The 19,198-nt window shown below is 64.3% G+C and carries 22 protein-coding genes; 8 read left to right on the top strand and 14 right to left on the bottom strand.

The features are described 5' to 3' along the window. Window positions 1–6: 6 nt before the first annotated feature. Both RUGAMON1_RS01130 and RUGAMON1_RS01125 read right to left on the bottom strand, forming a co-directional pair. Window positions 7–1,923: a M61 family metallopeptidase gene (locus RUGAMON1_RS01130; RefSeq protein WP_445228769.1), complete on the bottom strand. Its 1,917-nt coding sequence runs from the start codon at window positions 1,921–1,923 to the stop codon at window positions 7–9. Between the two features lie 91 nt (window positions 1,924–2,014). After that, window positions 2,015–2,356, bottom strand: coding sequence for a hypothetical protein (locus RUGAMON1_RS01125; protein ID WP_445228768.1), 342 nt, complete (start codon window positions 2,354–2,356; stop codon window positions 2,015–2,017). A gap of 65 nt (window positions 2,357–2,421) precedes the next feature. Between RUGAMON1_RS01125 and RUGAMON1_RS01120 the strand changes: the two genes are divergently transcribed. Next, complete coding sequence (locus RUGAMON1_RS01120; RefSeq protein WP_116988072.1) at window positions 2,422–2,643, top strand: DUF3820 family protein; 222 nt, start codon at window positions 2,422–2,424, stop codon at window positions 2,641–2,643. Window positions 2,644–2,656: 13 nt separating this feature from the next. Here RUGAMON1_RS01120 and RUGAMON1_RS01115 read toward each other — a convergent pair whose 3' ends face one another. Both RUGAMON1_RS01115 and RUGAMON1_RS01110 read right to left on the bottom strand, forming a co-directional pair. Further along, the gene (locus RUGAMON1_RS01115) at window positions 2,657–3,589 is read right to left on the bottom strand and encodes an alpha/beta hydrolase (protein ID WP_445228767.1); all 933 of its coding nucleotides are present in this window, start codon (window positions 3,587–3,589) and stop codon (window positions 2,657–2,659) included. Between the two features lies 1 nt (window position 3,590). Continuing rightward, window positions 3,591–4,031, bottom strand: a complete 441-nt coding sequence (locus RUGAMON1_RS01110; RefSeq protein ID WP_445228766.1) for a hypothetical protein — start codon at window positions 4,029–4,031, stop codon at window positions 3,591–3,593. A gap of 159 nt (window positions 4,032–4,190) precedes the next feature. Here RUGAMON1_RS01110 and RUGAMON1_RS01105 point away from each other — a divergent pair, with 159 nt between their 5' ends. Beyond that, complete coding sequence (locus RUGAMON1_RS01105) at window positions 4,191–5,213, top strand: M4 family metallopeptidase (RefSeq protein WP_445228765.1); 1,023 nt, start codon at window positions 4,191–4,193, stop codon at window positions 5,211–5,213. Between the two features lie 9 nt (window positions 5,214–5,222). Beyond that, window positions 5,223–5,528, top strand: a complete 306-nt coding sequence (locus tag RUGAMON1_RS01100; protein WP_445228764.1) for a protealysin inhibitor emfourin — start codon at window positions 5,223–5,225, stop codon at window positions 5,526–5,528. On the opposite strand, the gene RUGAMON1_RS01095 is transcribed toward RUGAMON1_RS01100, so the two are convergent. From RUGAMON1_RS01095 to RUGAMON1_RS01065, 7 genes are all read right to left on the bottom strand, one after another. Beyond that, complete coding sequence (locus tag RUGAMON1_RS01095; RefSeq protein WP_445228763.1) at window positions 5,525–5,914, bottom strand: PPC domain-containing DNA-binding protein; 390 nt, start codon at window positions 5,912–5,914, stop codon at window positions 5,525–5,527. The genes RUGAMON1_RS01100 and RUGAMON1_RS01095 overlap by 4 nt on opposite strands. Beyond that, window positions 5,914–6,279: a glutaredoxin gene (locus tag RUGAMON1_RS01090; RefSeq protein WP_445228762.1), complete on the bottom strand. Its 366-nt coding sequence runs from the start codon at window positions 6,277–6,279 to the stop codon at window positions 5,914–5,916. The genes RUGAMON1_RS01095 and RUGAMON1_RS01090 overlap by 1 nt, the downstream gene beginning before the upstream one ends. Before the next feature lie 96 nt (window positions 6,280–6,375). Beyond that, entirely contained in the window at window positions 6,376–6,957 is a 582-nt protein-coding gene (locus RUGAMON1_RS01085) for a BPSL1445 family SYLF domain-containing lipoprotein (RefSeq protein ID WP_445228761.1), read from the bottom strand. A 101-nt stretch (window positions 6,958–7,058) separates the two neighbouring features. Then, window positions 7,059–7,754 (bottom strand): glutathione S-transferase N-terminal domain-containing protein, encoded by a 696-nt coding sequence (locus RUGAMON1_RS01080; protein ID WP_445228760.1) that lies wholly within the window; start codon window positions 7,752–7,754, stop codon window positions 7,059–7,061. Window positions 7,755–7,832: 78 nt separating this feature from the next. After that, entirely contained in the window at window positions 7,833–9,995 is a 2,163-nt protein-coding gene (locus tag RUGAMON1_RS01075) for a putative bifunctional diguanylate cyclase/phosphodiesterase (RefSeq protein ID WP_445228759.1), read from the bottom strand. After that, complete coding sequence (locus RUGAMON1_RS01070) at window positions 9,988–10,992, bottom strand: EAL and HDOD domain-containing protein (protein WP_445228758.1); 1,005 nt, start codon at window positions 10,990–10,992, stop codon at window positions 9,988–9,990. The genes RUGAMON1_RS01075 and RUGAMON1_RS01070 overlap by 8 nt, the downstream gene beginning before the upstream one ends. Before the next feature lie 69 nt (window positions 10,993–11,061). Further along, window positions 11,062–12,006 (bottom strand): LysR substrate-binding domain-containing protein, encoded by a 945-nt coding sequence (locus RUGAMON1_RS01065; protein ID WP_445228757.1) that lies wholly within the window; start codon window positions 12,004–12,006, stop codon window positions 11,062–11,064. A gap of 142 nt (window positions 12,007–12,148) precedes the next feature. Between RUGAMON1_RS01065 and RUGAMON1_RS01060 the strand changes: the two genes are divergently transcribed. The 4 genes from RUGAMON1_RS01060 (at window position 12,149) to RUGAMON1_RS01045 (ending at window position 16,086) form a co-directional block, all read left to right on the top strand. Further along, window positions 12,149–12,850 (top strand): pirin family protein, encoded by a 702-nt coding sequence (locus tag RUGAMON1_RS01060; RefSeq protein WP_445228756.1) that lies wholly within the window; start codon window positions 12,149–12,151, stop codon window positions 12,848–12,850. A gap of 123 nt (window positions 12,851–12,973) precedes the next feature. Continuing rightward, window positions 12,974–13,627 (top strand): GTP cyclohydrolase II, encoded by a 654-nt coding sequence (ribA, locus tag RUGAMON1_RS01055; protein ID WP_116988059.1) that lies wholly within the window; start codon window positions 12,974–12,976, stop codon window positions 13,625–13,627. Window positions 13,628–13,660: 33 nt separating this feature from the next. Beyond that, complete coding sequence (locus RUGAMON1_RS01050; RefSeq protein WP_445228755.1) at window positions 13,661–15,100, top strand: S1 family peptidase; 1,440 nt, start codon at window positions 13,661–13,663, stop codon at window positions 15,098–15,100. Further along, window positions 15,097–16,086, top strand: coding sequence for an FHA domain-containing protein (locus RUGAMON1_RS01045; RefSeq protein ID WP_445228754.1), 990 nt, complete (start codon window positions 15,097–15,099; stop codon window positions 16,084–16,086). The genes RUGAMON1_RS01050 and RUGAMON1_RS01045 overlap by 4 nt, the downstream gene beginning before the upstream one ends. Window positions 16,087–16,184: 98 nt before the next feature. Here the strand turns inward: RUGAMON1_RS01045 and RUGAMON1_RS01040 are convergent, their stop codons facing one another. Both RUGAMON1_RS01040 and RUGAMON1_RS01035 read right to left on the bottom strand, forming a co-directional pair. Then, window positions 16,185–16,793, bottom strand: a complete 609-nt coding sequence (locus tag RUGAMON1_RS01040) for a choice-of-anchor C family protein (RefSeq protein ID WP_445228753.1) — start codon at window positions 16,791–16,793, stop codon at window positions 16,185–16,187. Window positions 16,794–16,917: 124 nt separating this feature from the next. Next, window positions 16,918–17,529, bottom strand: coding sequence for a TetR/AcrR family transcriptional regulator (locus RUGAMON1_RS01035; protein WP_445228752.1), 612 nt, complete (start codon window positions 17,527–17,529; stop codon window positions 16,918–16,920). 103 nt (window positions 17,530–17,632) lie between these two features. On the opposite strand from RUGAMON1_RS01035, the gene RUGAMON1_RS01030 reads away from it, so the two are divergent. Then, window positions 17,633–18,874 carry an MFS transporter gene (locus RUGAMON1_RS01030; RefSeq protein ID WP_445228751.1) on the top strand — a complete coding sequence of 414 codons (1,242 nt, stop codon included), beginning with the start codon at window positions 17,633–17,635 and terminating at the stop codon, window positions 18,872–18,874. Here the strand turns inward: RUGAMON1_RS01030 and RUGAMON1_RS01025 are convergent, their stop codons facing one another. Next, window positions 18,875–19,171 carry a hypothetical protein gene (locus RUGAMON1_RS01025; RefSeq protein ID WP_445228750.1) on the bottom strand — a complete coding sequence of 99 codons (297 nt, stop codon included), beginning with the start codon at window positions 19,169–19,171 and terminating at the stop codon, window positions 18,875–18,877. Window positions 19,172–19,198 lie beyond the last annotated feature (27 nt).

Raw genomic sequence — 19,198 nt, 5'->3', positions numbered from 1 at the left:
CAATCGTCAGTTTTCCTTGCCCAGCAGGCGCGTGAGACGGTCGACGGAGCCCGGAATACGCTCCAGCCTCGGGTAGCGCAGCGAGCCGAAATAGTCGATGCTCGCAGCGTGTTCCGTGCCATCCGCGGCAAAGGTCAACCCTATGGCCTGCCTGGTGGCGGCGGCCGACAGGATAGCCTGTCTCAAGACCTCATCGCTATAAGCCTGCTTGCCGACGGTCAGCAGCCTGGCGCCGATGCTGATCCCCGCGCGGAAAGCCGGGCTGTCCCATGCGACACTCTTGACCGCGCCATTCCGCCCCATCACCACGCCCAGTGAAGTGGAAAGATCCGCACCGCCAAGGTCCGCCTCGTGCTGCACAAAGAACTCGCTGGGCTGGTCACCGTACACAAGACGATAGCCGCCACGTTTCAGGCCATCCAGCAGATGAGTATCGTCATGCGCATTCAAGCGGCTGTTGAAGTACGCCGTCCAGTCGTAGGGCGCAATGCGATTCAGGGTATTGCAGACATCTTCGAAGGTGTAGGTCGATATCACGCGGCTGCTCTGCCCCGCGCCAAAGAACACGGCGGCAAAATCCTCGAGGCTTTTCTTGTCGCTGCTCAGTTCGCGCAGCAGCATGTCCACGTCCAGCCACAACATCACGCCTTCGGGATAGTAATCTTCGCGCCGCTGCCAGTCGCGCCAGTTCACCGGTTTGCCCGGCATGTACAGCGCGTCGATGGTGCTGTCCTGCAGCGATTTCCACTGCCTTCCCTTGCGCTCGCTCATCAGCGATGCGTCCACCGCCAGCGCGTCCAGGCTTTGCTGCATCGTACGCATGCCCAGGCGTGGCGTCATTACGTGGGCCCAGAACTCGGTCTGTCCTTCATAGACCCACAACAAGCTGCCGCGCATCGGCAAGTTTAGGTTCGGCACCCACAAGTCGGCCGGCTGGAGCGTGCGGCCGTTCCAGGAATGCGTGAACTCATGCACGATCAGGTTGGCCAGGAACATCTGCTCGCCAGGATTATGCGCATAGCCGGCCGACACATTAATCTCGGTCGACTCCTGGTGTTCATAGCCGCCGCCGGATTGCATCACGTCCGACAGCGACATCAGGAAATCGAAATGGCGATAGTGCTGCGAGCGGAACAGCTGAGGTACCGCGCCGACCATCTTGCTGAATCGGGCCAGCCATTCGGGCGACAATTCCAGCGCCGCGTCGGAGTCGCCGAACAAATTCAGGCGTACCGGTATCGCTGGCGCCGAGGCCAGGTCGATGCGCTTGTAGTGCAGGCCGGCGTAGACCGGGGCATCGACCAGATCTTCGAAGTTCGTCTGCCTGAAACTGATCCGGTTGGCTGCGGCCTGCGCCGTCTCCATCGACGTGGCGTATTGGAAATCCTTGGGGAGCGTCAGTTCCGCGTCGACCGCGATATTTCGGATGAACCAGCCGGCCGGATACAGCGCGACCTTGTGCCAGGGCAGCGTCAACATCTGCGGCGAAATGAGCTTGGGGCCGGACAAGCCAGGCAGGAACTGGAATTCGACGGCCAGCTCGCTGACACCCGCCGGCACGTTAATGTGAAAGGCGAACGGGTTGGCCGGATCGCGCCGCCAGTCCAGCCGCTGCGCGCCGGCCCTGATCACCAGACCGGCCAGCGGCGCGGCCTCCTGGGTCGGCGAGTGGCTGCCGGTTTCCCACTGCGGATACAGCAGCGTCATCGGGCCGGGCTTTTGCACGGGGATGGTTTCACGCACGCGGAATATCTTGTGGACGGTATCGGTCGCATCGACCTTCAGCTGGATGACCCCGCGAAAAGGCCGGTCGCGCGGCGTTTCAATCTGGGCGGCGGCCGGTGCGGGCTGCGGGCCGACGCTGGCATGGACGGGCGCCGCGATCCAGATGGCGGTGAATAGTGCGGGTAGCAGATTTTTCATACCCGCCATTGTACAAAGGTTGGAAACCTTTCACGCACAAAACGCAGGCCCGCTTACAATTCGTAATGTTTAGGCAAAATTGGCCGAGACCTTATTCCACCTTGGTCAGCTCGACGCCGTCGACCGTCATCTTCATCTTCTTTTCTTGCAGATGGGGCGGCTGGGTAACGACGAAGGTGCTGCGGATGATGCCGACGCCAACGTCGAAGTTATCGCCATTGAACTCCAGGATGTCGACGTTGAGATCGAGGTTCTTGCCTGGCTGGTTGCGCTTGTAATGCAGCTTGCCACCGGCTTCGATGTTAAGCTCCATGTCCTTGCCCTTCCAGTCGCCGATGTAGGCGCGCTTGGCGGCCGGGACAGGCTGTGGATCGGCTTGCGCCAGCATTGGCGCGGCCAGCGCGCACAGCAGAAAAACGGATTTGAATGACATGACAGTCCTCTTCGATCAGCGTTAAGATAGTTAAAATAGCAATCCGATTGTACTGTAGCTCAACGATGAATTCCGAAAAACTTGCCCTGCTGCTGACGCGTGAAATGCCCTATGGTAAATACAAAGGCCGCGTCATCGCCGACCTGCCCGGCCACTACCTGGGCTGGTTCGCGCGCGAGGGCTTTCCTTCCGGCGAACTGGGCGGCCTGATCGCGCTGATGTACGAGCTCGACCACAACGACCTGCGCAGCCTGCTCGATCCGCTGCGCCAGGCCCGGTCGCGCTGAGCGGCCCATGCGTTCAGGGAGCGGACAGGATGCCGATATCCTTGAGCCAGTTTTCCATCAGCGACGGCCAGGACGACACCGGATGCTGCTTGTCCCTGAGGCCGAAGGCGTGCCCACCCTTGGCAAACAGATGGACCTCCGCCGATACGCCTGCCTGGCCTAGCGCCTGCGCGTAGAGCGTACTGTTGCAGATGGGGTCGACGGGGTCGTCCCAGGCTTGCAACAGGAACGTAGGCGGCGCTTGCCCGGTGACGTGGATGCCGGAATCGAACTTGCCGCCAGCGCGGCACAGGTGGCCCGGATACAGCGCAATCGCAAAGTCGGGGCGGCTGCTGAGCTTGTCAATCGCATCGACCGGCTGGTACGCCGGGGCGAATATGTTGCTGGTCTGCGCCACCAGATAGCCGCCGGCCGAGAAGCCGATCACGCCGATTTTGGCGGGATTGATGTGCAGTTCCGCAGCCCTGGATCGGACCAGCTTGATCGTTCTTTGCGCGTCCTGCAACGCGCGCGCAATCCTGGGCGTCACGTGGCATTGGCATTTCTCGTCCCAGTAGTGATTGCCGTTGGGGACGCGGTACTTGAGCAGCACGCAGGTGATGCCGCGTGATGTCAGCCAGTCGCAGATTTCGGTGCCCTCCAAGTCCATGGCCAGCACCTTGAATCCGCCGCCGGGAAATACCACGACCGCCGCCTCGGTGTTCCAGCCCTTGGGCGCGTACACCGTCATGGTCGGCTGGCTGACATCGCGGGCCTGGATCCACCCTCCGTGTCCGGCGCCGGGGCCGACGGACTCCGCCTTGGGAGCGGCTATCGCATCAGGAACCGCTCCGGGCCAGATCGGCACCTGCACCTGCCCCGGCGACGGTTGCCAGGTCTCGGCCTGTGCCGGAACGTTTGCCATCAAGAGAACCAACACAAACGAGATGATGCTGAAGTTGGACATGCTAGTGCGCCCGCTGTTCGACCTGGACCGCGCTGTCATCCGCGACCAGCAACTGCGGCGCCAGGCCTTTTCTCATGCGCTCCTGGAAGAAATTGGAGCCGATGCCGTCGCTCCACTGGCCGACGGTGTAATCCTTCAGCACGGCGATCTGGTCGGGGTTCAGCGCCCGCTCAAGCTGGTACTCGGTACGGCCGATCAGTCGGCCAGTGGCGCTGTCGAATGTGAAGTCCAGGCTGCCGCCGCTGATGCCGGCGTCTTCCAGCTCACCCGCAGCTTCGCCGTCGAACAGATAGTCTGAAAAGACTTCCTCGTCGTAGGAGAGGCCGTCCAGCGTTTTCAGGATGGCGGCATCTTCAATGAAGAGCCCTTCGTCGCCGCTCTCCGGATCAGTCTGTTTAAAATCGAATACGGCGGCATAAGTCGAAAAGGTAATCGATGGCAAAATATCCTCCTGATGGTTGCATTGACTGCTGGCACATCATGCAAGAATATCATTTTTATAAAATATTTGGCCGTCTCCGTATCCATGGCAATCGTGACATGCTGCCCCAGCAAACAAGTGTATAAAGAAGACACTATTGCAATTCCGAAGGAGAACGTCATGGCGAACCAGCCGCACAGCTGCACTTGCTTCATCATCCCGGCCAGCATGCTGCGCAAGCTGGCCGACGCCGCCGCCTCGCCGGAGGAACGCTGCCTGCTGCTGGACCAGTGCGAAAGCTCGGCCTATCTGCGCGGCCAGCGCTCGGTCGCACCGGTCACGGCCGGTATCGCCTCGGTCGGTGAAAAGCGCCGCACCATCTTCGACGCCCGCCACAAATCCACCCTGCCCGGCAAGCTGGCGCGCAGCGAAGGTGGCCTGGCGGTGGCCGATGCCTCCGTCAACCAGGCCTACGACGGCGCCGGCGCCACCTATGATTTCTATCGCGAAGTCCTCAAGCGCAACTCCATCGACAACAAGGGCTTGCGCATCGATTCCACCGTCCACTACCTGAACAAGTTCAACAACGCCTTCTGGAACGGCCAGCAAATGGTCTACGGCGACGGCGACGGCAAACTGTTCCTCGGCTTCACCGGCGCACTCGACGTCATCGCGCACGAACTGACCCACGGCGTAACCCAACATGCCGTTCCCGGCGGCCTGGTCTACGAAAACCAGAGCGGCGCGCTGAACGAATCGATCTCGGACGTGTTCGGCAGTATCGTCAAACAATGGAAGCTCAAGCAAAGCGTCGACCAGGCCGACTGGCTGATCGGCGCCGGCATCCTGGCGTCCAGCGTCGGCAAGGCGCTGCGCTCGATGGCCGATCCCGGCAACAAGGAATTAACCTGGTCGGGCGACGATCAACCGAAAACCATGGCAGGATATGTGGACGGCGGCGATGTGCACACCAATTCTGGCATCCCCAACCATGCTTTTCACGCGGCGGCCATGGGACTCAAGGGCAACTCCTGGGACAAGGCCGGCCCCATCTGGTACAAGGCGCTCGGCCTGTTGACGTCCAACGCCACCTTTGCCGACATGGCCAAGGCCACCACGCAGGCGGCCGTGCTGCTGTATGGCGCCGATTCGGCCGAGCAGCATGCGGTGCAGGCGGCCTGGAAAGGCGTCGGCGTCGTTTAGGAGAATGATATGACACGATTATCGTTGCGATGCACCGGAGGATTTACCGGCCCGGCCGGCGCGCAGACGCGCACCGTCGATCTGTCGCTGCTGCCGCCGCATCAGGCGCATGAGCTGGAGCACCTGCTGACGGCCAGCGACTTCTTCGCGCTGCCGGACAAGCTGCTCAAGCCAGCGCCATGCTCGTCGGATTTTCTGTACGACCTCAAGGTGGACCAGGGCCAGCAGGCGCACTGCATCCGCTACCACCTGGACGCCGCGCCGGCGCCGCTCAAGGAACTGACCGACAAGCTCTCCGAAGCCGATCCCGACTAGCCTATCTTCAATTCCGGATAACCGGTGCGCGGATCGAGCTCGCGCGTGAAGCGCTGGCCGGGCAGCAGCGCCAGCAGCAGTTCCGCCGTGGTGCGCACGATGCAGCCCGCGCACACATGGCCGCCCAGCACCCGCCCCTGCGCGTCTGACACCGACATGTGCAGATGGGCGCCGTCGGCCGAGATCGATCCGGCCAAGGTCAGGATTTCCAGGTCGCCGCGCAGTTCGTCCGGCTGCGGCACACCGGCGTAGCGCAACTGCGCCACGTTCAGGCTGCCGATGCCCTGCAACACGAAGCCCGCCTGATGGCCGCTGGCGGCCAGCGCCGCCACCACCGCCGCGCGCAGATCGTCGCCGGGAGCCAGCCGCAACGCCAGCGTTTGCATCAGGCCACCATGCGCGCGAATTCGCCCTGCTCGACCAGCTTCTGCAGGTCGTCGGCGCCGCCGATCAGCGTGCCCTTCACGAAGATCATCGGGAAGCTCGGCCAGCCGGTCCACATCTTCAGCGCCGTGCGCGGACGCCATTCGGACAGGTAACTGCCATAGCTCAGGTATTGGTAGGGAGTGCCCAGGCCGTCGAGGATTTTGCGGGCCTTGCGCGGGAAAGGATTCAAGCCCATGCCGACCACCACCACGGTGTTGGCGGCCACGGCGGCCTGCACTTCGGCCACCAGGTCGCGGTGATAGCCGCTCACGCGCTCGCGCACGGCTGGGTGGATGTGGGCTTCGTCCAGGATGTTACGGCTCATCGGTATTCCTCATGAATGATTGATGAGCGTAAGAGTAGCCGCAACCGGCGCGGCGGCATAGCCTTTTCCGCGCCGGGGGCAAAGGACCATGCAGGATCAGAGCTCCAGCTTGGAGATCTTGGTGCCTTCGAGGTTGAGGTTGGCCATCAGGCCGGCGTTGGTCAGCACCAGCGCCTGCACCGGATTGTTGGCGGTGGTGGTGTCGATCTCGCCGTTGGCGCCTACTTTCAGCAGCGCCACCGAACCGTCGACGCCGGCCGTCCAGCCTTTGCTGGCGCGGAATTTATCCAGCGCTTCCCTGGTCATGAACAGCAGCACCACGGCCTTCGACTGCGCGCCGGCCTGGAAGCCGACCGACACCGAAGCCACGCTGTAGTAATCGACCGTCTGGCCGCCGCTGCGCAACACGCCCTTGCCGTATTCGCCGCCCACCACCAGGCCGGCCGCCAGCACGCGCGGGAACACCAGCACGCCGGCCGATTTGCGCACCAGCTCGCGCGAACCCTTCACTTCCGAATACAGGCGCTCCAGCGTCGAGTAGGAACCCTGTTCGATCTCGGTGCGCACGGCGGCCGAATCGGCCTTGCCGGCCGTGGTGGTGGTGGTGCAACCGCCCAGCGCCAGGCCGGCGAACATCAGCGCTGCGGTGCTACGGACCAGGAAAGTACGTTTTTGCATGGAAGTCTCCGAAAAAAATGAATGAGCTGTAGGTTGCCATAATCACCATGGCCGTCCCTATTCTGTCATCTTCCGGGATTTCGTGCTTTGTCCCATCCGTATCAAACGGGCCGGGCGTGGCCGAACAGAATGGCGCGCTCCTCGGCCGACATGCTACGCTCCTTGCGGGCGTAGACGTTCTCCACGCCGTCGTAGGCCTTGACGGTGGCCGGCCGCGCGCGCATCGCTTCGAACCAGCGTTGCAGGTCGGGGAAATCGGCCAGCGTCTGCCCGTGCCCCTCGTGCGGCACGATCCACGGATAGCAGGCGATGTCGGCGATCGAGAACTCGCCGGCGATGAAGTCGCGGCCCCGTAGTTGCTTGTCCAGCACGCCGTACAGGCGGCTGGTCTCGCGGGTGTAGCGGTCGATGGCGTAAGGCACGGTCTCCGGCGCGTAGATGTTGAAGTGGCCGATCTGGCCCGCCATCGGTCCCAGCCCGGCCACCTGCCAGGTCAGCCATTGCAGCGCCTCCAGCCGCGCGCGCGGATCGCGCGGCAGGCCGAAGCCGCTCTTGTCGGCCAGGTATTGCAGCATGGCGCCGGACTCGAACATGCTCAGCGGCGCGCCGCCGTCGGCCGGCGCGTGGTCCACCAGCGCCGGGATCTTGTTGTTCGGCGAAATGCGCAGGTATTCCGGCGCAAACTGTTCCCCCTTGCCGATGTTCACGCGGATCAGCCGGTAGTCGAGACCGGCCTCTTCCAGGTACATGGTCATTTTTAAGCCGTTGGGGGTGGCGGCGTAGTAGAGATCTATCATGGTTGTATTGTGCACGCCGACGGCCCGGCGGCGGGATGCCAATCGCGGGATTTTTCAGGAGGCCAATCAGGCCGCGTGTCAGCGGCCGCCGAACGCCAGCCGTTTGCCTTCGCGCAGCATGCCGGCGAAGTCGGCCGCCGGGATCGGCTGGCTGAACAGATAGCCTTGCAGCTGGTCGCAGCCCAGCTCGCGCAGGAAGCTCATCTGCTCGGCCGTCTCCACGCCCTCGGCCACGATCTCCTGGCGCAGCTGCTGCGCCATGGTGACGATGGCGCGCGCGATGGCGCAATCGTTTTCTTCGTACGGCAGGCCGATGACGAAGGAGCGGTCGATCTTCAGGGTGCTGATCGGGAATTTCTTCAGGTAGGCCAGGCTGGAATAGCCGGTGCCGAAGTCGTCCAGCGCCAGCGCCATGCCCATCGCCACCAGCTCGTTCATGATGGCGATCACATTGTCGGTGCCGCGCACCAGCAGGCTCTCGGTGATCTCCAGGTTGATCTGGTCCGGCTGCACGCCGTGCCGCTCCAGCACCGCCGCGATGCGCTTGGGCAGCTGGTTGTCGAACTGGCGCGCCGACAGGTTGACCGCGATCGGCGGCATGATCAGGTTGGCGTCCTTCCACTCGCGCACCTGGCGGCAGGCTTCTTCCAGCACCCAGCTGCCGAGGTCGAGGATCAGGCCGGTCTCCTCCGCCACCGGGATGAACACGCCCGGCGACACCAGCCCGCGCACCGGATGGCGCCAGCGCAGCAGCGCCTCGGCGCCGACGATGCGGCCGCTGCGCAAGCTGACCTTGGGCTGGTAATACAGCATCAGCTCGTTGTTGCTGAGCGCCTGGCGCAGCTCGCTCTCGATGCGCAGGTGTTCCTTGGCGCGCTGGTTCATCTCCTCGCTGTAGAACAGGAAGGCCGATTCGATATTCTGCGCGGCCTTGCTCATCGCCACGTCGGCGTAGCGGATCAGGGTCGAGACCTCGGTGCCGTCCTCGGTGTACACGGTGATGCCGATGTGGGCGCCGACCTGCAGGCGATGACCGCCGATGACGATGGGCGCGACCAGCGCGGCCAACAGCTTTTGCGCGACGATGGCGGCGTGTTCGCGCTTTTCGATGTGCAGCAGCGCGACCGCGAACTTGTTGCCGTCGAGCCGCGCCAGCACGTCGGCCTCGCGCAGCGACAGCCGGAACAGGCGGCCGATCTCGCACAGCAGGCCGTTGCCGATATCGTGGCCCAGCGTGTCGCTGATGGCGCCGATGCGGGTGATCTCGATCACCAGCAGCGCGCCGTGTTCCTGCGAGCGCTTGGTCTCGGTCAGCGCCTGGCCGACCAGCTGGTTCAGCAGGCACAGATTGGGCAGGCCGGTCAGCGTGTCGTAGTTGGCCATGCGCTGCATGCGCGCCTCGGCGTCCTTGTGCACGCTGATGTCGGAAAACAGCGAGAAGGTGTGGCTGATCTTGCCCTGCTCGTCGCGCACCACGCTGATGGTCACCGACTGCGGGAACAGCTCGCCGTTCTTGCGCTTGCCGATGATCTCGCCGCGCCACGGCCCCTGGCCCTGCATGGCCGAGCGCACCTTGGCGCGGAACTCGGCGTCGTGCACGCCCGAGCGCAGCAGGTCGGGCGTCTTGCCGATCGATTCTTCCGGCGTGTAGCCGGTGATGCGGGTGAACGAGGAATTGATCGAGACGATGCGCTCGTGGGCGTCGGTGATCAGCACGCCCTGGTCGCTGTCCTCGATGATGCGGGCATGCAGGTTGAGCTTGTCCTCCTCCGACAAGGCTTCGTTGACCTTGCTGAGCTTGATCAGCATGCCGACCGGATCGCCGCCGTCGTCGTGGCGCAGCAGGATGTGCAGGTTCACCCAGATCAGCTCGCCACTCTTCTTGCGCCGGCGCACCTCGGTGTGCGCGCCGCCGGCCGGGTTGCCGTCGGTCTCGAAGAACAGCTCGGCGATGTTGCCGTCGTCGTCGCCCTCGGCGTACAGGAACAGCACGTGCTGGCCCACGGCCTCGGCGGCGGTGTAGCCGAACATCTGCTGGGCGCCGGCGTTCCAGCCGGTCAGGTAGCCGGCCAGGTCCAGTTCCAGTTCGGCATCGACCGGGGCCGCTGACTTGGAGGCCGCGCCAACGCCGGCTGCGGCCAGCGCGGCATCGAGCTGGGCCAGCGTCGCCGCCAGCGCCTCGCCCGATTCGCCGCGCGCCTGCCGGCTCAGCGCAAGGCAACGCTCGATCGCGTCATGCATGGGGAGCACCCGCCTTGCCCGCCGATACGCCCTGCATCCACAAGTAGGCGTCGGCCAGGATCTGGTTGAAGCTGGCGTTGTCGATCTGTAGCGCCTGCAAGCCTTGCGTCAGCGCCGCGACATCGTCGTGTTCGGCGGCTTCGACCACGCCGAGCAGCTGGCCCAGTTCGCCTTCGCGCGACAGCAGCGCCTGCTGCACGGCTTCGCTGATGGTCAGCGGTTTCAGCACCTCGGCCAGCGGCATGCCGAACAACACGCCCAGCAGCGAGAACATGCCGGCCATGAAGGCCTGCTCCTGGTGCGGCTTGTCTTGTCCGGCGGCCTTGGACAGCAGCTCCATCGCCCGCGCCCGCACCGACACGCGCGCCAGCAGCATGGCCGAGCGCTGGTCGGCCTCGCGCGACGAGAACAGCATCAGGTTGAGCCAGCGGCGCAGCTGCGAGCGGCCCAAAATCAAGATGGCCTGCGAAAAACTGGTGACGCGGCGGCCGGTGCCCATGCCCAGCGAGTTCACCAGCCGCAGCAGGTGGTAGGACAGCGTCGGATCCTGGCGCAGCAGCGCTTCGATTTCGTGGGTGTCGGCGTCGGCCGAGACCAGTTGCACCAGCTTGAGCGCCAGCGCGCGCGAGGCGGCCTGGTTGCCGACCGGCTTGGGCGGCGGCGCCAGGAACCAGTCGCCCTCGATCCACGATACGCCGGTGGGCAGCTCGGCGGCCAGCGCGCCATCGCTATGGTGGACTTTGTCGGCGGGCAGCGCTTTCCAGCCGGCCTCGTCCAGCAATTGATGGACCGCCTGCGCCTTGGCGTCGGCCGGGCCGGCGCCAAGGCGCAGGCGGTAGTAGCAGCTCATGCTGCCGGAGGCCAGCTCCTGCAGGACGCTGGCCGGCACCGTATCGACCTGCAAGCCACTGGCATCGAGCAGCAACGCCGACGGCACGCCGTTGCGGTCGGCCAAAGGATGCAAAAACACAGGCGGCATGGCAGTCGTAGCGGTCATTGAGCGTGTCCAGCGTAAGCGGTCGGTGATCCCGCTATGGTACTCCGAAATTATTGGCGTCGGCCAACATTATGCTGGCGAGCCGGGCAATATCAAACGGTGTGGCAAATGTCCGAGCAGACGCTCGAACAGTCCCGGCTGCTTCATGCGGTCCAGCCACCACTGCAGCGCGGCGCCGTGCTCGCCGCTGCGCCAGGCCAGGTAGAAGGTTTCGGCCGGTTTGGGCTCTTCCACCTGCTTCTCCACCAGCAGGCCGGCGGCGATGGCGGCGCGCGCGCACGGCTCCGGCAGGAAGCCGAAACCCATGCCAGCCAGCTGGAACTGGAACTTGGTCGCCATGTCGGGCACGGTCAGCGTGTCCTGGCCCAGCAGCAGGCCGACGGTGCGCGGCGCCATCTGGCGCGCCGAGTCGGCCACGCTGACGGCGCGGTATTGCTGTAATTGCACGCGGTCCAGCCTGCCCTGCACCGCCGCCAGCGGATGCGACGGCGCCACCGCGAACACGAAACCGATCTTGCCGATCGGCAGGGAGACGTAGCCGCCGCCGGCCGGGCCGTCGCCCGCCACGCCCACCAGCAGGTCGGCGCGGCGGTCCAGCAGCGCCTCCCAGGCCCCGGACAGGGCTTCCTGCACGATGCGCAGCCGGGTCTGCTGGGCGACCTGGTAGAAGGCCTGGATATCGTCGTGGAACATGCAGGCCGAGAACATCGAATCCATGCCGACCGCCAGCTCGGTCTCCCAGCCGGAGGCCACCCGGCGCACGCGGTGCTCCAGGTCTTGCGCGGCTTTGAGCAGGTAGCGCCCTTCTTTCAGCAGCTCGACGCCGGCCGCCGTCAGCACCACGCGCGGGCCGTTGCGCTCGAACACCTGCACGCCGAGGTCGTCCTCCAGCTTGCCGACGGTGTAGGAAATGGTCGAGGGCACGCGGTGCAACTCCTTGCCGGCGGCGGAGAACGATCCGCGGCGGTCGATGGCGTCGACGATTTGCAGGGCTTCGAGGCTGAGTCTGAGCATTCGATTTTTTCGATAGTAAAGCGGTAAATTTTCCGTTTTTTTATTCCGCAGCACCCGTTTATACTGTGATTCATGGATGCAGCGATAAGAAAACAGCTTTCAAAATTATCGCACATTAACTTACAAGAAACGGAGCCCTACCATGTTGCAAATTCGTAAAAGTGAAGAACGCGGCGTCGCCAACCACGGCTGGCTGCAATCGCGCCACACCTTCTCGTTCGGCAGCTATCACGATCCGAAGCACACCGGTTTCGGCCCGCTGCTGGTCATCAACGAAGACCAGGTGCTGGGCGGCCAGGGTTTCGGCACCCACGGCCACCGCGACATGGAAATCATTTCCTACGTGCTCAGCGGCGCGCTGGAACACAAGGACAGCATGGGCACCGGCTCGGTGCTGCATTACGGCGACGTCCAGCGCATGAGCGCCGGCAACGGCGTGCGTCACAGCGAGTTTAACCACTCGCCGAGCGAACAGGTGCATTTCCTGCAGATCTGGATCCAGCCCAACCAGACCGGCATTCCGCCGAGCTACGAGGAAAAGCACTTCACGCCGGAGAGCAAGCTGGGCCAGCTGCGCCTGATCGCCTCCAACGACGGCCGCGAAGGCTCGGTGCTGATTCATCAGGATGCGGCGATCTACGCCACCATCATGACGGCGGGCGACAGTCTGAAGCATGAACTGGCCCAGGGACGCCAGTCCTATGTCCACGTGATCCGTGGCGAGGTGACGGTCAACGGCACGGCGCTTAAAGGCGGCGATGCGCTGAAAATCAGCGGGGAAACGCTGGTGACGCTGCAAGACGCCAAAGCGGCCGAAGTACTGGTGTTCGACCTGCCTTCGTAAGCTAGAGGCCGGCCTAAAAAAACTTTCCGCCAGTTTTGGTATCATGAAGGGCGCGCCGGGTCTGTTCGAACAGCCCGGCGCGCCTTTTTTACCTTGAATATCCATTAATTGAAGAGCATAGCTATGTCGCAGAGCGCAGCAACCCCGGCAACAGACGAACTGGATTACATGACTTCTTGCGCCCTGCCGACCCCTTGGGCCCAGTTCACGCTGCACGCCTTTGTCGAAAAGGCAACCGGCAAGGAGCACCTGGCAATGGTGCTGGGCGACATCGGCAACGGCGAGCCGGTGCTGGCGCGCGTGCATTCCGAGTGCCTGACCGGCGACGTGCTGTTCTCGCAGCGCTGCGACTGCGGCGCCCAGCTCGAAGGCGCGCTGAAGAAGATCGCCGCCGAAGGCCGCGGCGTGCTGCTGTACCTGCGCCAGGAAGGCCGCGGCATTGGCCTGATCAACAAGATCCGCGCCTACCGCCTGCAGGAAGCCGGCGCCGACACGGTGCAGGCCAACGAGCAGCTGGGCTTCAAGCCGGACCAGCGCACCTATGGCCTGGTGCAGCCGATGCTGGCGCAGTTCGGCGTCAAAAGCTTACGCCTGATGACCAATAATCCGCGTAAGATCGATGCCATGACTAAACTGGGCATCGAGGTGGCCGAGCGCGTTCCGCTGCTGGTCAACCGCAACGCCTTCAACCAGCACTACCTGAACACCAAGGCAGCCAAGCTGGGCCACATGATGACGCCGCTGACGCCGGCGCCGGTGGAGGATGGCGCGCTGTAAGTTTGGTTTTTAAAGCTTGATTTTAAGGACTGCATGAAATTTAACAAGCTTGCTATTGCCATCGCCCTGAGCTGGGCCAACACCGCCGCGCTGGCGGCATCGGCCGCGAATGCGCCGCCCTCGCCGCCGCAACTGGCGGCCGCGCAGTCTTCCGCCAAGGCCTCGGCGCCCGCCGCCGCTGCCGACAACGCCGACGCCGCCCCGCTGCCTCCGCCCTCCACCGCGGCCCAGCATCTCTACGGTTCCGCCAAAAACGACATCCTGCAAGTGCGCTCGCTGCTCAAGAGCGGCCGCACGCAATCGTCGGTCGGCTCCGGCTTTTTGATCGGCACCAGCAACCTGGTGGTCACCAATTACCACGTGGTCTCTCAGTTCGCGCTCGATCCCGACACCTACGTCGGCGAATGGGTGGACACCAGCGGCCAGCGCGGCAACGTCGAACTGCTGGCGGTGGACGTGCTGCACGACCTGGCCGTGCTGCGCGTAAGCCGCAACGGCACCGGCTTCTTCAAGATCCCCGAGCAGCTGGCCAAGCTGACCCAGGGCCAGTACCTGTACTCGCTGGGCAATCCGCTCGACCTGGGCTTCGCCATTTCCGAAGGCGCCTACAACGGCGTGATCGCGCGCAGCTTCTACGACCAGCTGATGTTCACCGGCCCGATCAACTCCGGCATGAGCGGCGGCCCCAGCGTGACGGTCGATGGCGCGGTGGCCGGCGTCAACGTCTCCAAGCGCCTCGATGGCGAACTGGTCAGCTTCCTGGTGCCGGCCCGCTTCGCGCAGGACTTGCTCAAGCGCGTCGAGCAGCAAAAGAAAACCCCGACCGACTTCACCGCCGTCGTCGCCGCCCAGTTGCTGAATCATCAGCGCGCCATGGTCGACCAGTTGCTGGCCAGCCCGCTGAGCCTGAAACCGATGGGCCCGTATCAAGTGCCGGTGCGCGAGTCCGAGCAGATGCGCTGCTGGGGCCGCTCCAACGTCAAGGCCGACAAGCCGTTCACGGTGGACGACGCCAGCTGCGCGATGGAGTCGGCGATCTTCGTCAGCGGCTCGCTGCAGACAGGCCAGCTGAGCATACGCCACCAGTACCTGCGCAGCACCGGCCTGGACAAGCTGCGCTTTGCGCAACTGGCCAGCTCCTCGTTCAAGAACGAGCATTTCGGCACCAACAAGGATACCCGCCTGACCGGCCCGCAGTGCACCGAGGACTTCGTCAAGAGCAAGGACCTGCCGCTGCGCGCCGTGCTGTGCGTGCGCGCCTACCGCAAGTTCGCCGGCCTGTACGACTTCGCGCTGCTGACCGCCAGCACCGACCAAGGCTTGATGAGCCTGCAAAGCCGGCTCGACGCGCGCGGCGTCTCGTATGAAAACGGCTTGCGCCTGTCGCGCGTGTTCATCGAATCGCTGGGCCTGGCGCCGGTGGTCAAGAAGCCCGCCGTGGCGGCCGTTCCGGCTAAGGGGGGCAAGCAATGAAAGCCCCCTACTTCATCGAGATCCTGGCCCGCAACGGCGACGTGCTGCATCGTCACAAGGTAGATGCGCTGCCGATCCGCCTGGGCCGCAGCTACGACAACGACGTCATCCTCGACGACGCCCACAGCGCCGCCGCCCACGCGGTGGTCGACGCCAACGAACAAGGCGAGCTGGTGCTGCGCGACCTGGGCAGCAAGAACGGCACTTACCTGCAGGGCAAGCGCCAGACCAGCGTGGTGCTGGGCGGCGACACCATGGTGCGCCTGGGCCACACGCGGCTGCGGGTGCGCGCGGCCGACTTTCCGGTCGCCGACGAACTGGCCGACACCACCATGCACGGCTGGGAAGGCGCGGCGCCGGCCACCATCGGCCTGGCGCTGATCGCCATCTTCACCTGCGCGGAAACCTGGCTGTCCGACGTCGAGCCGTTCGCGCTGATACGCTACCTGCTGGTGCTGGCCAGCAGCCTGGCCGCCGGCCTGCTGTGGAGCGGCGTGTGGGCGCTGGCCAACCGCCTGTTCGGCAGCCACGCGCGGCTGGGCCGGCACTTGTTCATCCTCGGCAGCGGCCTGGCGGTGCTGGGTGTATGGCGGGTCGGCGGCGCGGCGCTGGCGTATGCGTGGTCGGCCGAAGCGTTCACCCGCTACGGCAACCTGGTCACGCTGGCGATCGCCTGCGGCATGCTGTTCTTCCACCTGATCACCATCAAGCCCCACCATCCGCGTCGCTTCGCGATCAGCTGCTGGGTGATGCTGGTGGGCGGCGCCGGCCTGATGCTGATGACCAATCTGCAAAGCACGGGGCGCGCCTCGGACGAGCTGTACATGTCGGTGCTGCTGCCGCCGGAAGTCCGTCACAGTCCCGATCGCAGCGTCGACCAGTTCATGGCCGACGCCGCCAAGCTGAAAACCGGCGCCGACGCCGCCCGCGTCCGCGCGGTCAAGGACGGCACGCCGGAAACCGACGACGACGACGGCAACGAATAACCCCGGGGTCAGATCTGACCCCGGATAAAAAAGCCCGCCAGACTGAACGCGCTTCATATCGCGCTCAGTGCCGGCGGGCTTTTTTTACTTGCTGTCTGTTACTTGGCTGCTTTGCGGCGGCGGGCGATGGCGCCTACCAGGCCCAGGCCGGCCAACATCATAGCGTAGGTTTCCGGCTCAGGTACGGCGGCGGTGACGGACACATTGTCCAGCACCGCGCCCGAGTAGCCGTCGCCGCCAACGCTGCTGAACACCAGCGCTTGCGAACCGCCGGCGGTGGTGAAGTTGAAGCTGTAGTTGGTGACAGGAGTGCTGCCATCGAACGCGTAGTGGTTGCCGCCAACGAACACGTCCAGACCGGCGCCGTGCGAGTAGGGATTGTGGGTCAGGTCGAACGACAGTGTGTAGGTGGCGCCGGCGACTGCGGTGAACGACTGCGACAGTGCACCCGGACCTGGCGTGCCCAGCATGTCGATGCTGTTGCCCGAGATCGAGTTGTAGCTGTTGTTGATGACGTCGACCGAGTTGCCGCCGACGGTCCAGAAGGCAATCGCGCTCTCGCCTGCGCCCACTCGGACGTAGTTGTTCAGATTGACGCCGCTGGCGATTTCAAAGTCGCCGTTCTGGATCAGGTTGGCGGCCGATGCGGCGCCCGAAACGCTTGCTGCGGCAATGGCTGCTGCCAGGATCAGTTTGGACATTTTCATGTTGTGACTTTCAAAAAGGAGGGAACGGCGACTCAATGACGCTATTCTACCTATTAATTTCAAAGACACAACTAAAATTTCATTTTGATACTGAATATATTTCTTAGGCAATATTTTCAGAAGCCTAAGAAGGCCAGCCGCGCAGCACCTGGTCCACCACTTCCTGCAACTGTTTGCGGGTGGCGCCGGCCGCCGCCTGCACTGCCATGCCATTGGAAACGGTCATCACATAGCGCGCCAACTGGCCCGAGCAACTGTCGGCCGGCAGGTCGCCGTCGGCCTTGGCGCGCTCCAGGCGCGCGCGCAATTTGGCCTCGCTGGCGGCGCGGCGTTCGATCAAAGAGTCGCGTATTGGCAACGCATCGTCGCTGCAAGCGAGCGCGCCGTTGATCACCAGGCAGCCGTGCGGGTTCTCGGATTCGGTCTGGGCGTCGGCATTGCCACGCAAAAAATGCTCGACCACGGCGCGCGCGGTCGGCTGCTCCAGCGCCGCGTTGAACAGCGGATCGTGGGAAGCGCCATAGCGCTCCAGCGCCATGCGGAACAGGTTTTCCTTGTTGCCGAACACGGCGTACAGGCTGGGACGGTTCATGCCCATCGCCTCGGTCAGCTCCGGCAGCGAGCTGCCTTCGTAGCCCTTCTCCCAGAACACTTTCATGGCCTTGTCCAGCGCCGTCTCCGCATCAAAGGTGCGCGGGCGGCCGGACTTGCGAGCTGTTGCGGAAATATCTTTCATACCGATCGGTTAAAAATTCATTGACAAAGTTCTTTGCGGACTTCATTATGAACCGATCAGTAAAAAACTCAAGTATTTTTACAGCTCATAGGGAATAACTCATATGCAAAACCACACCAACGCCCAGGCCGTCCTGCCTGACGACGCGCCCTCGCCCATTTCCACACCCACCCGCGCCGCCTGGCTGGCCGTGCTGTCGGTCGCCGTCGGCTCGTTCGCGCTGGTGACCACGGAGTTCCTGCCGGTCGGCCTGCTGCCGTCCATCGCAGCCGAACTGGGCGTGACCGAAGGCATCGCCGGCATGATGGTGACCGTCCCTGGCCTGGTGGCCGCGTTCGCCGCCATTCTGGTCACCATCGGCGTCGGCAAGACCGACCGCCGCTACGTCATCTGGGCCCTGACCGCCACGCTGATCGTCTCCAACCTGATCGTCGCGCTGTCGCACAGCTATCCGCTGGTGCTGGCCGGACGCGCGCTGCTGGGCATAGGCGTCGGCGGCTTCTGGGCCATCGGCGGCGCGCTGGGCAACCGGCTGGTGCCGGAAGCGTCGGCCGCGCGCGCCACCTCGATCATCTTTGCCGGCATCTCGCTGGGCACCGTGGCCGGCGTGCCGGCCGGCGCGATGATCGGCGAGATGGTCGGCTGGCGCATGGCCTTCTTCACCGCCAGCGCGGTGTCGCTGCTGGTGCTGGCGGCGCAAATGTGGCTGCTGCCACGGCTGCCGACCACGTCGGCCCTGACCTTCGCCCAGCTGCCGGCGCTGCTGCGCGTGCAGAAGGCGCGGCTGGGCATGCTGGCCACGCTGCTGATCTTCATCGGCCAGTTCGCCGCCTACACTTATGTGACGCCGTTCCTGAGCCAGGTCGCCGGCTTGAGCGCCAAGACCATCAGCGTGCTGCTGCTGATTTACGGCGCGGCAGGTTTCGTCGGTAATCTGATCGGCGGCTGGGCGGTGGCCCGGAGCGTGAAGAATTCACTGATCGCCACCGGCGTGGTCATGGGCTTGTCCGCCGCGGCGATGCCGCTGTTCGGCGCCACGGCCGCCGGCGCCACGGTGTTGATCGTGATCTGGGGTCTGGCCTTCGGCATGATGCCGATCTCGGTGCAGACCTGGATGTTCAAGGCCGCGCCGGATGCGATGGAGAGCGGCGGCGCGGTGTTCGTCGCCACCGCGCAGATCTCGCTGGCCAGCGGCGCGCTGGTGGGCGGAGTGTCGGTCGACTATCTGGGCGTGTCGAGCGCGATGGTGGTCGGCGGCGTGTTTGCGCTGGCGATGGCCGCCGTCATCGCGGCGTGGGCGCGGGACGACGGCAAACCCTTGGCCAAGCTGCACGCGGTTCACTGATCAGATCCGGCCGCGTCTGAATTCAGCCAGGAAGGCCTTGGTCTCCCTGGCCGACAGCACCTTGATTTCGTCGCCGTGCCAGGCGTACAGATATGGCGTGCCGCCCAGGCGGTCGGTCAACTTGGCGTCGAGCAGGAAGCAGGTGCCAAGCGGGTACTCGTCGCTCATGCGGCGCGAACACTGCACATGCAGCTCCGGCGAGAACGCCTGTCCCGGCACCGGATGAATCTCCACCCTGCCCGCCCGTTCCACCGAATGCACCGCCACCTGCCGATAAGCGTAGATATCACGCGCCATCGTCCATCCTTCGCCGTCAAAAGCGCC

Source organism: Duganella rhizosphaerae (genome assembly GCF_040364205.1).
Taxonomy (GTDB): Bacteria; Pseudomonadota; Gammaproteobacteria; order Burkholderiales; family Burkholderiaceae_D; genus Rugamonas; species Rugamonas rhizosphaerae.
This window is presented reverse-complemented; position numbering and strand designations above follow the sequence as displayed.

Excerpts from the sequence above, each read along its gene's own strand:
- RUGAMON1_RS01030 (WP_445228751.1), top strand. The coding sequence starts at position 17,633 with ATGCAAAACCACACCAACGCCCAGGCCGTCCTGCCTGACGACGCGCCC.
- RUGAMON1_RS01130 (WP_445228769.1), bottom strand. The coding sequence starts at position 1,923 with ATGAAAAATCTGCTACCCGCACTATTCACCGCCATCTGGATCGCGGCG.
- RUGAMON1_RS01065 (WP_445228757.1), bottom strand. The coding sequence starts at position 12,006 with ATGCTCAGACTCAGCCTCGAAGCCCTGCAAATCGTCGACGCCATCGAC.
- ribA (WP_116988059.1), top strand. The coding sequence starts at position 12,974 with ATGTCGCAGAGCGCAGCAACCCCGGCAACAGACGAACTGGATTACATG.
- RUGAMON1_RS01115 (WP_445228767.1), bottom strand. The coding sequence starts at position 3,589 with ATGTCCAACTTCAGCATCATCTCGTTTGTGTTGGTTCTCTTGATGGCA.
- RUGAMON1_RS01045 (WP_445228754.1), top strand. The coding sequence starts at position 15,097 with ATGAAAGCCCCCTACTTCATCGAGATCCTGGCCCGCAACGGCGACGTG.
- RUGAMON1_RS01090 (WP_445228762.1), bottom strand. The coding sequence starts at position 6,279 with ATGAGCCGTAACATCCTGGACGAAGCCCACATCCACCCAGCCGTGCGC.
- RUGAMON1_RS01095 (WP_445228763.1), bottom strand. The coding sequence starts at position 5,914 with ATGCAAACGCTGGCGTTGCGGCTGGCTCCCGGCGACGATCTGCGCGCG.
- RUGAMON1_RS01060 (WP_445228756.1), top strand. The coding sequence starts at position 12,149 with ATGTTGCAAATTCGTAAAAGTGAAGAACGCGGCGTCGCCAACCACGGC.
- RUGAMON1_RS01080 (WP_445228760.1), bottom strand. The coding sequence starts at position 7,754 with ATGATAGATCTCTACTACGCCGCCACCCCCAACGGCTTAAAAATGACC.
- RUGAMON1_RS01085 (WP_445228761.1), bottom strand. The coding sequence starts at position 6,957 with ATGCAAAAACGTACTTTCCTGGTCCGTAGCACCGCAGCGCTGATGTTC.
- RUGAMON1_RS01075 (WP_445228759.1), bottom strand. The coding sequence starts at position 9,995 with ATGCATGACGCGATCGAGCGTTGCCTTGCGCTGAGCCGGCAGGCGCGC.
- RUGAMON1_RS01070 (WP_445228758.1), bottom strand. The coding sequence starts at position 10,992 with ATGACCGCTACGACTGCCATGCCGCCTGTGTTTTTGCATCCTTTGGCC.
- RUGAMON1_RS01025 (WP_445228750.1), bottom strand. The coding sequence starts at position 19,171 with ATGGCGCGTGATATCTACGCTTATCGGCAGGTGGCGGTGCATTCGGTG.
- RUGAMON1_RS01035 (WP_445228752.1), bottom strand. The coding sequence starts at position 17,529 with ATGAAAGATATTTCCGCAACAGCTCGCAAGTCCGGCCGCCCGCGCACC.
- RUGAMON1_RS01125 (WP_445228768.1), bottom strand. The coding sequence starts at position 2,356 with ATGTCATTCAAATCCGTTTTTCTGCTGTGCGCGCTGGCCGCGCCAATG.
- RUGAMON1_RS01105 (WP_445228765.1), top strand. The coding sequence starts at position 4,191 with ATGGCGAACCAGCCGCACAGCTGCACTTGCTTCATCATCCCGGCCAGC.
- RUGAMON1_RS01100 (WP_445228764.1), top strand. The coding sequence starts at position 5,223 with ATGACACGATTATCGTTGCGATGCACCGGAGGATTTACCGGCCCGGCC.
- RUGAMON1_RS01120 (WP_116988072.1), top strand. The coding sequence starts at position 2,422 with ATGAATTCCGAAAAACTTGCCCTGCTGCTGACGCGTGAAATGCCCTAT.
- RUGAMON1_RS01050 (WP_445228755.1), top strand. The coding sequence starts at position 13,661 with ATGAAATTTAACAAGCTTGCTATTGCCATCGCCCTGAGCTGGGCCAAC.
- RUGAMON1_RS01040 (WP_445228753.1), bottom strand. The coding sequence starts at position 16,793 with ATGAAAATGTCCAAACTGATCCTGGCAGCAGCCATTGCCGCAGCAAGC.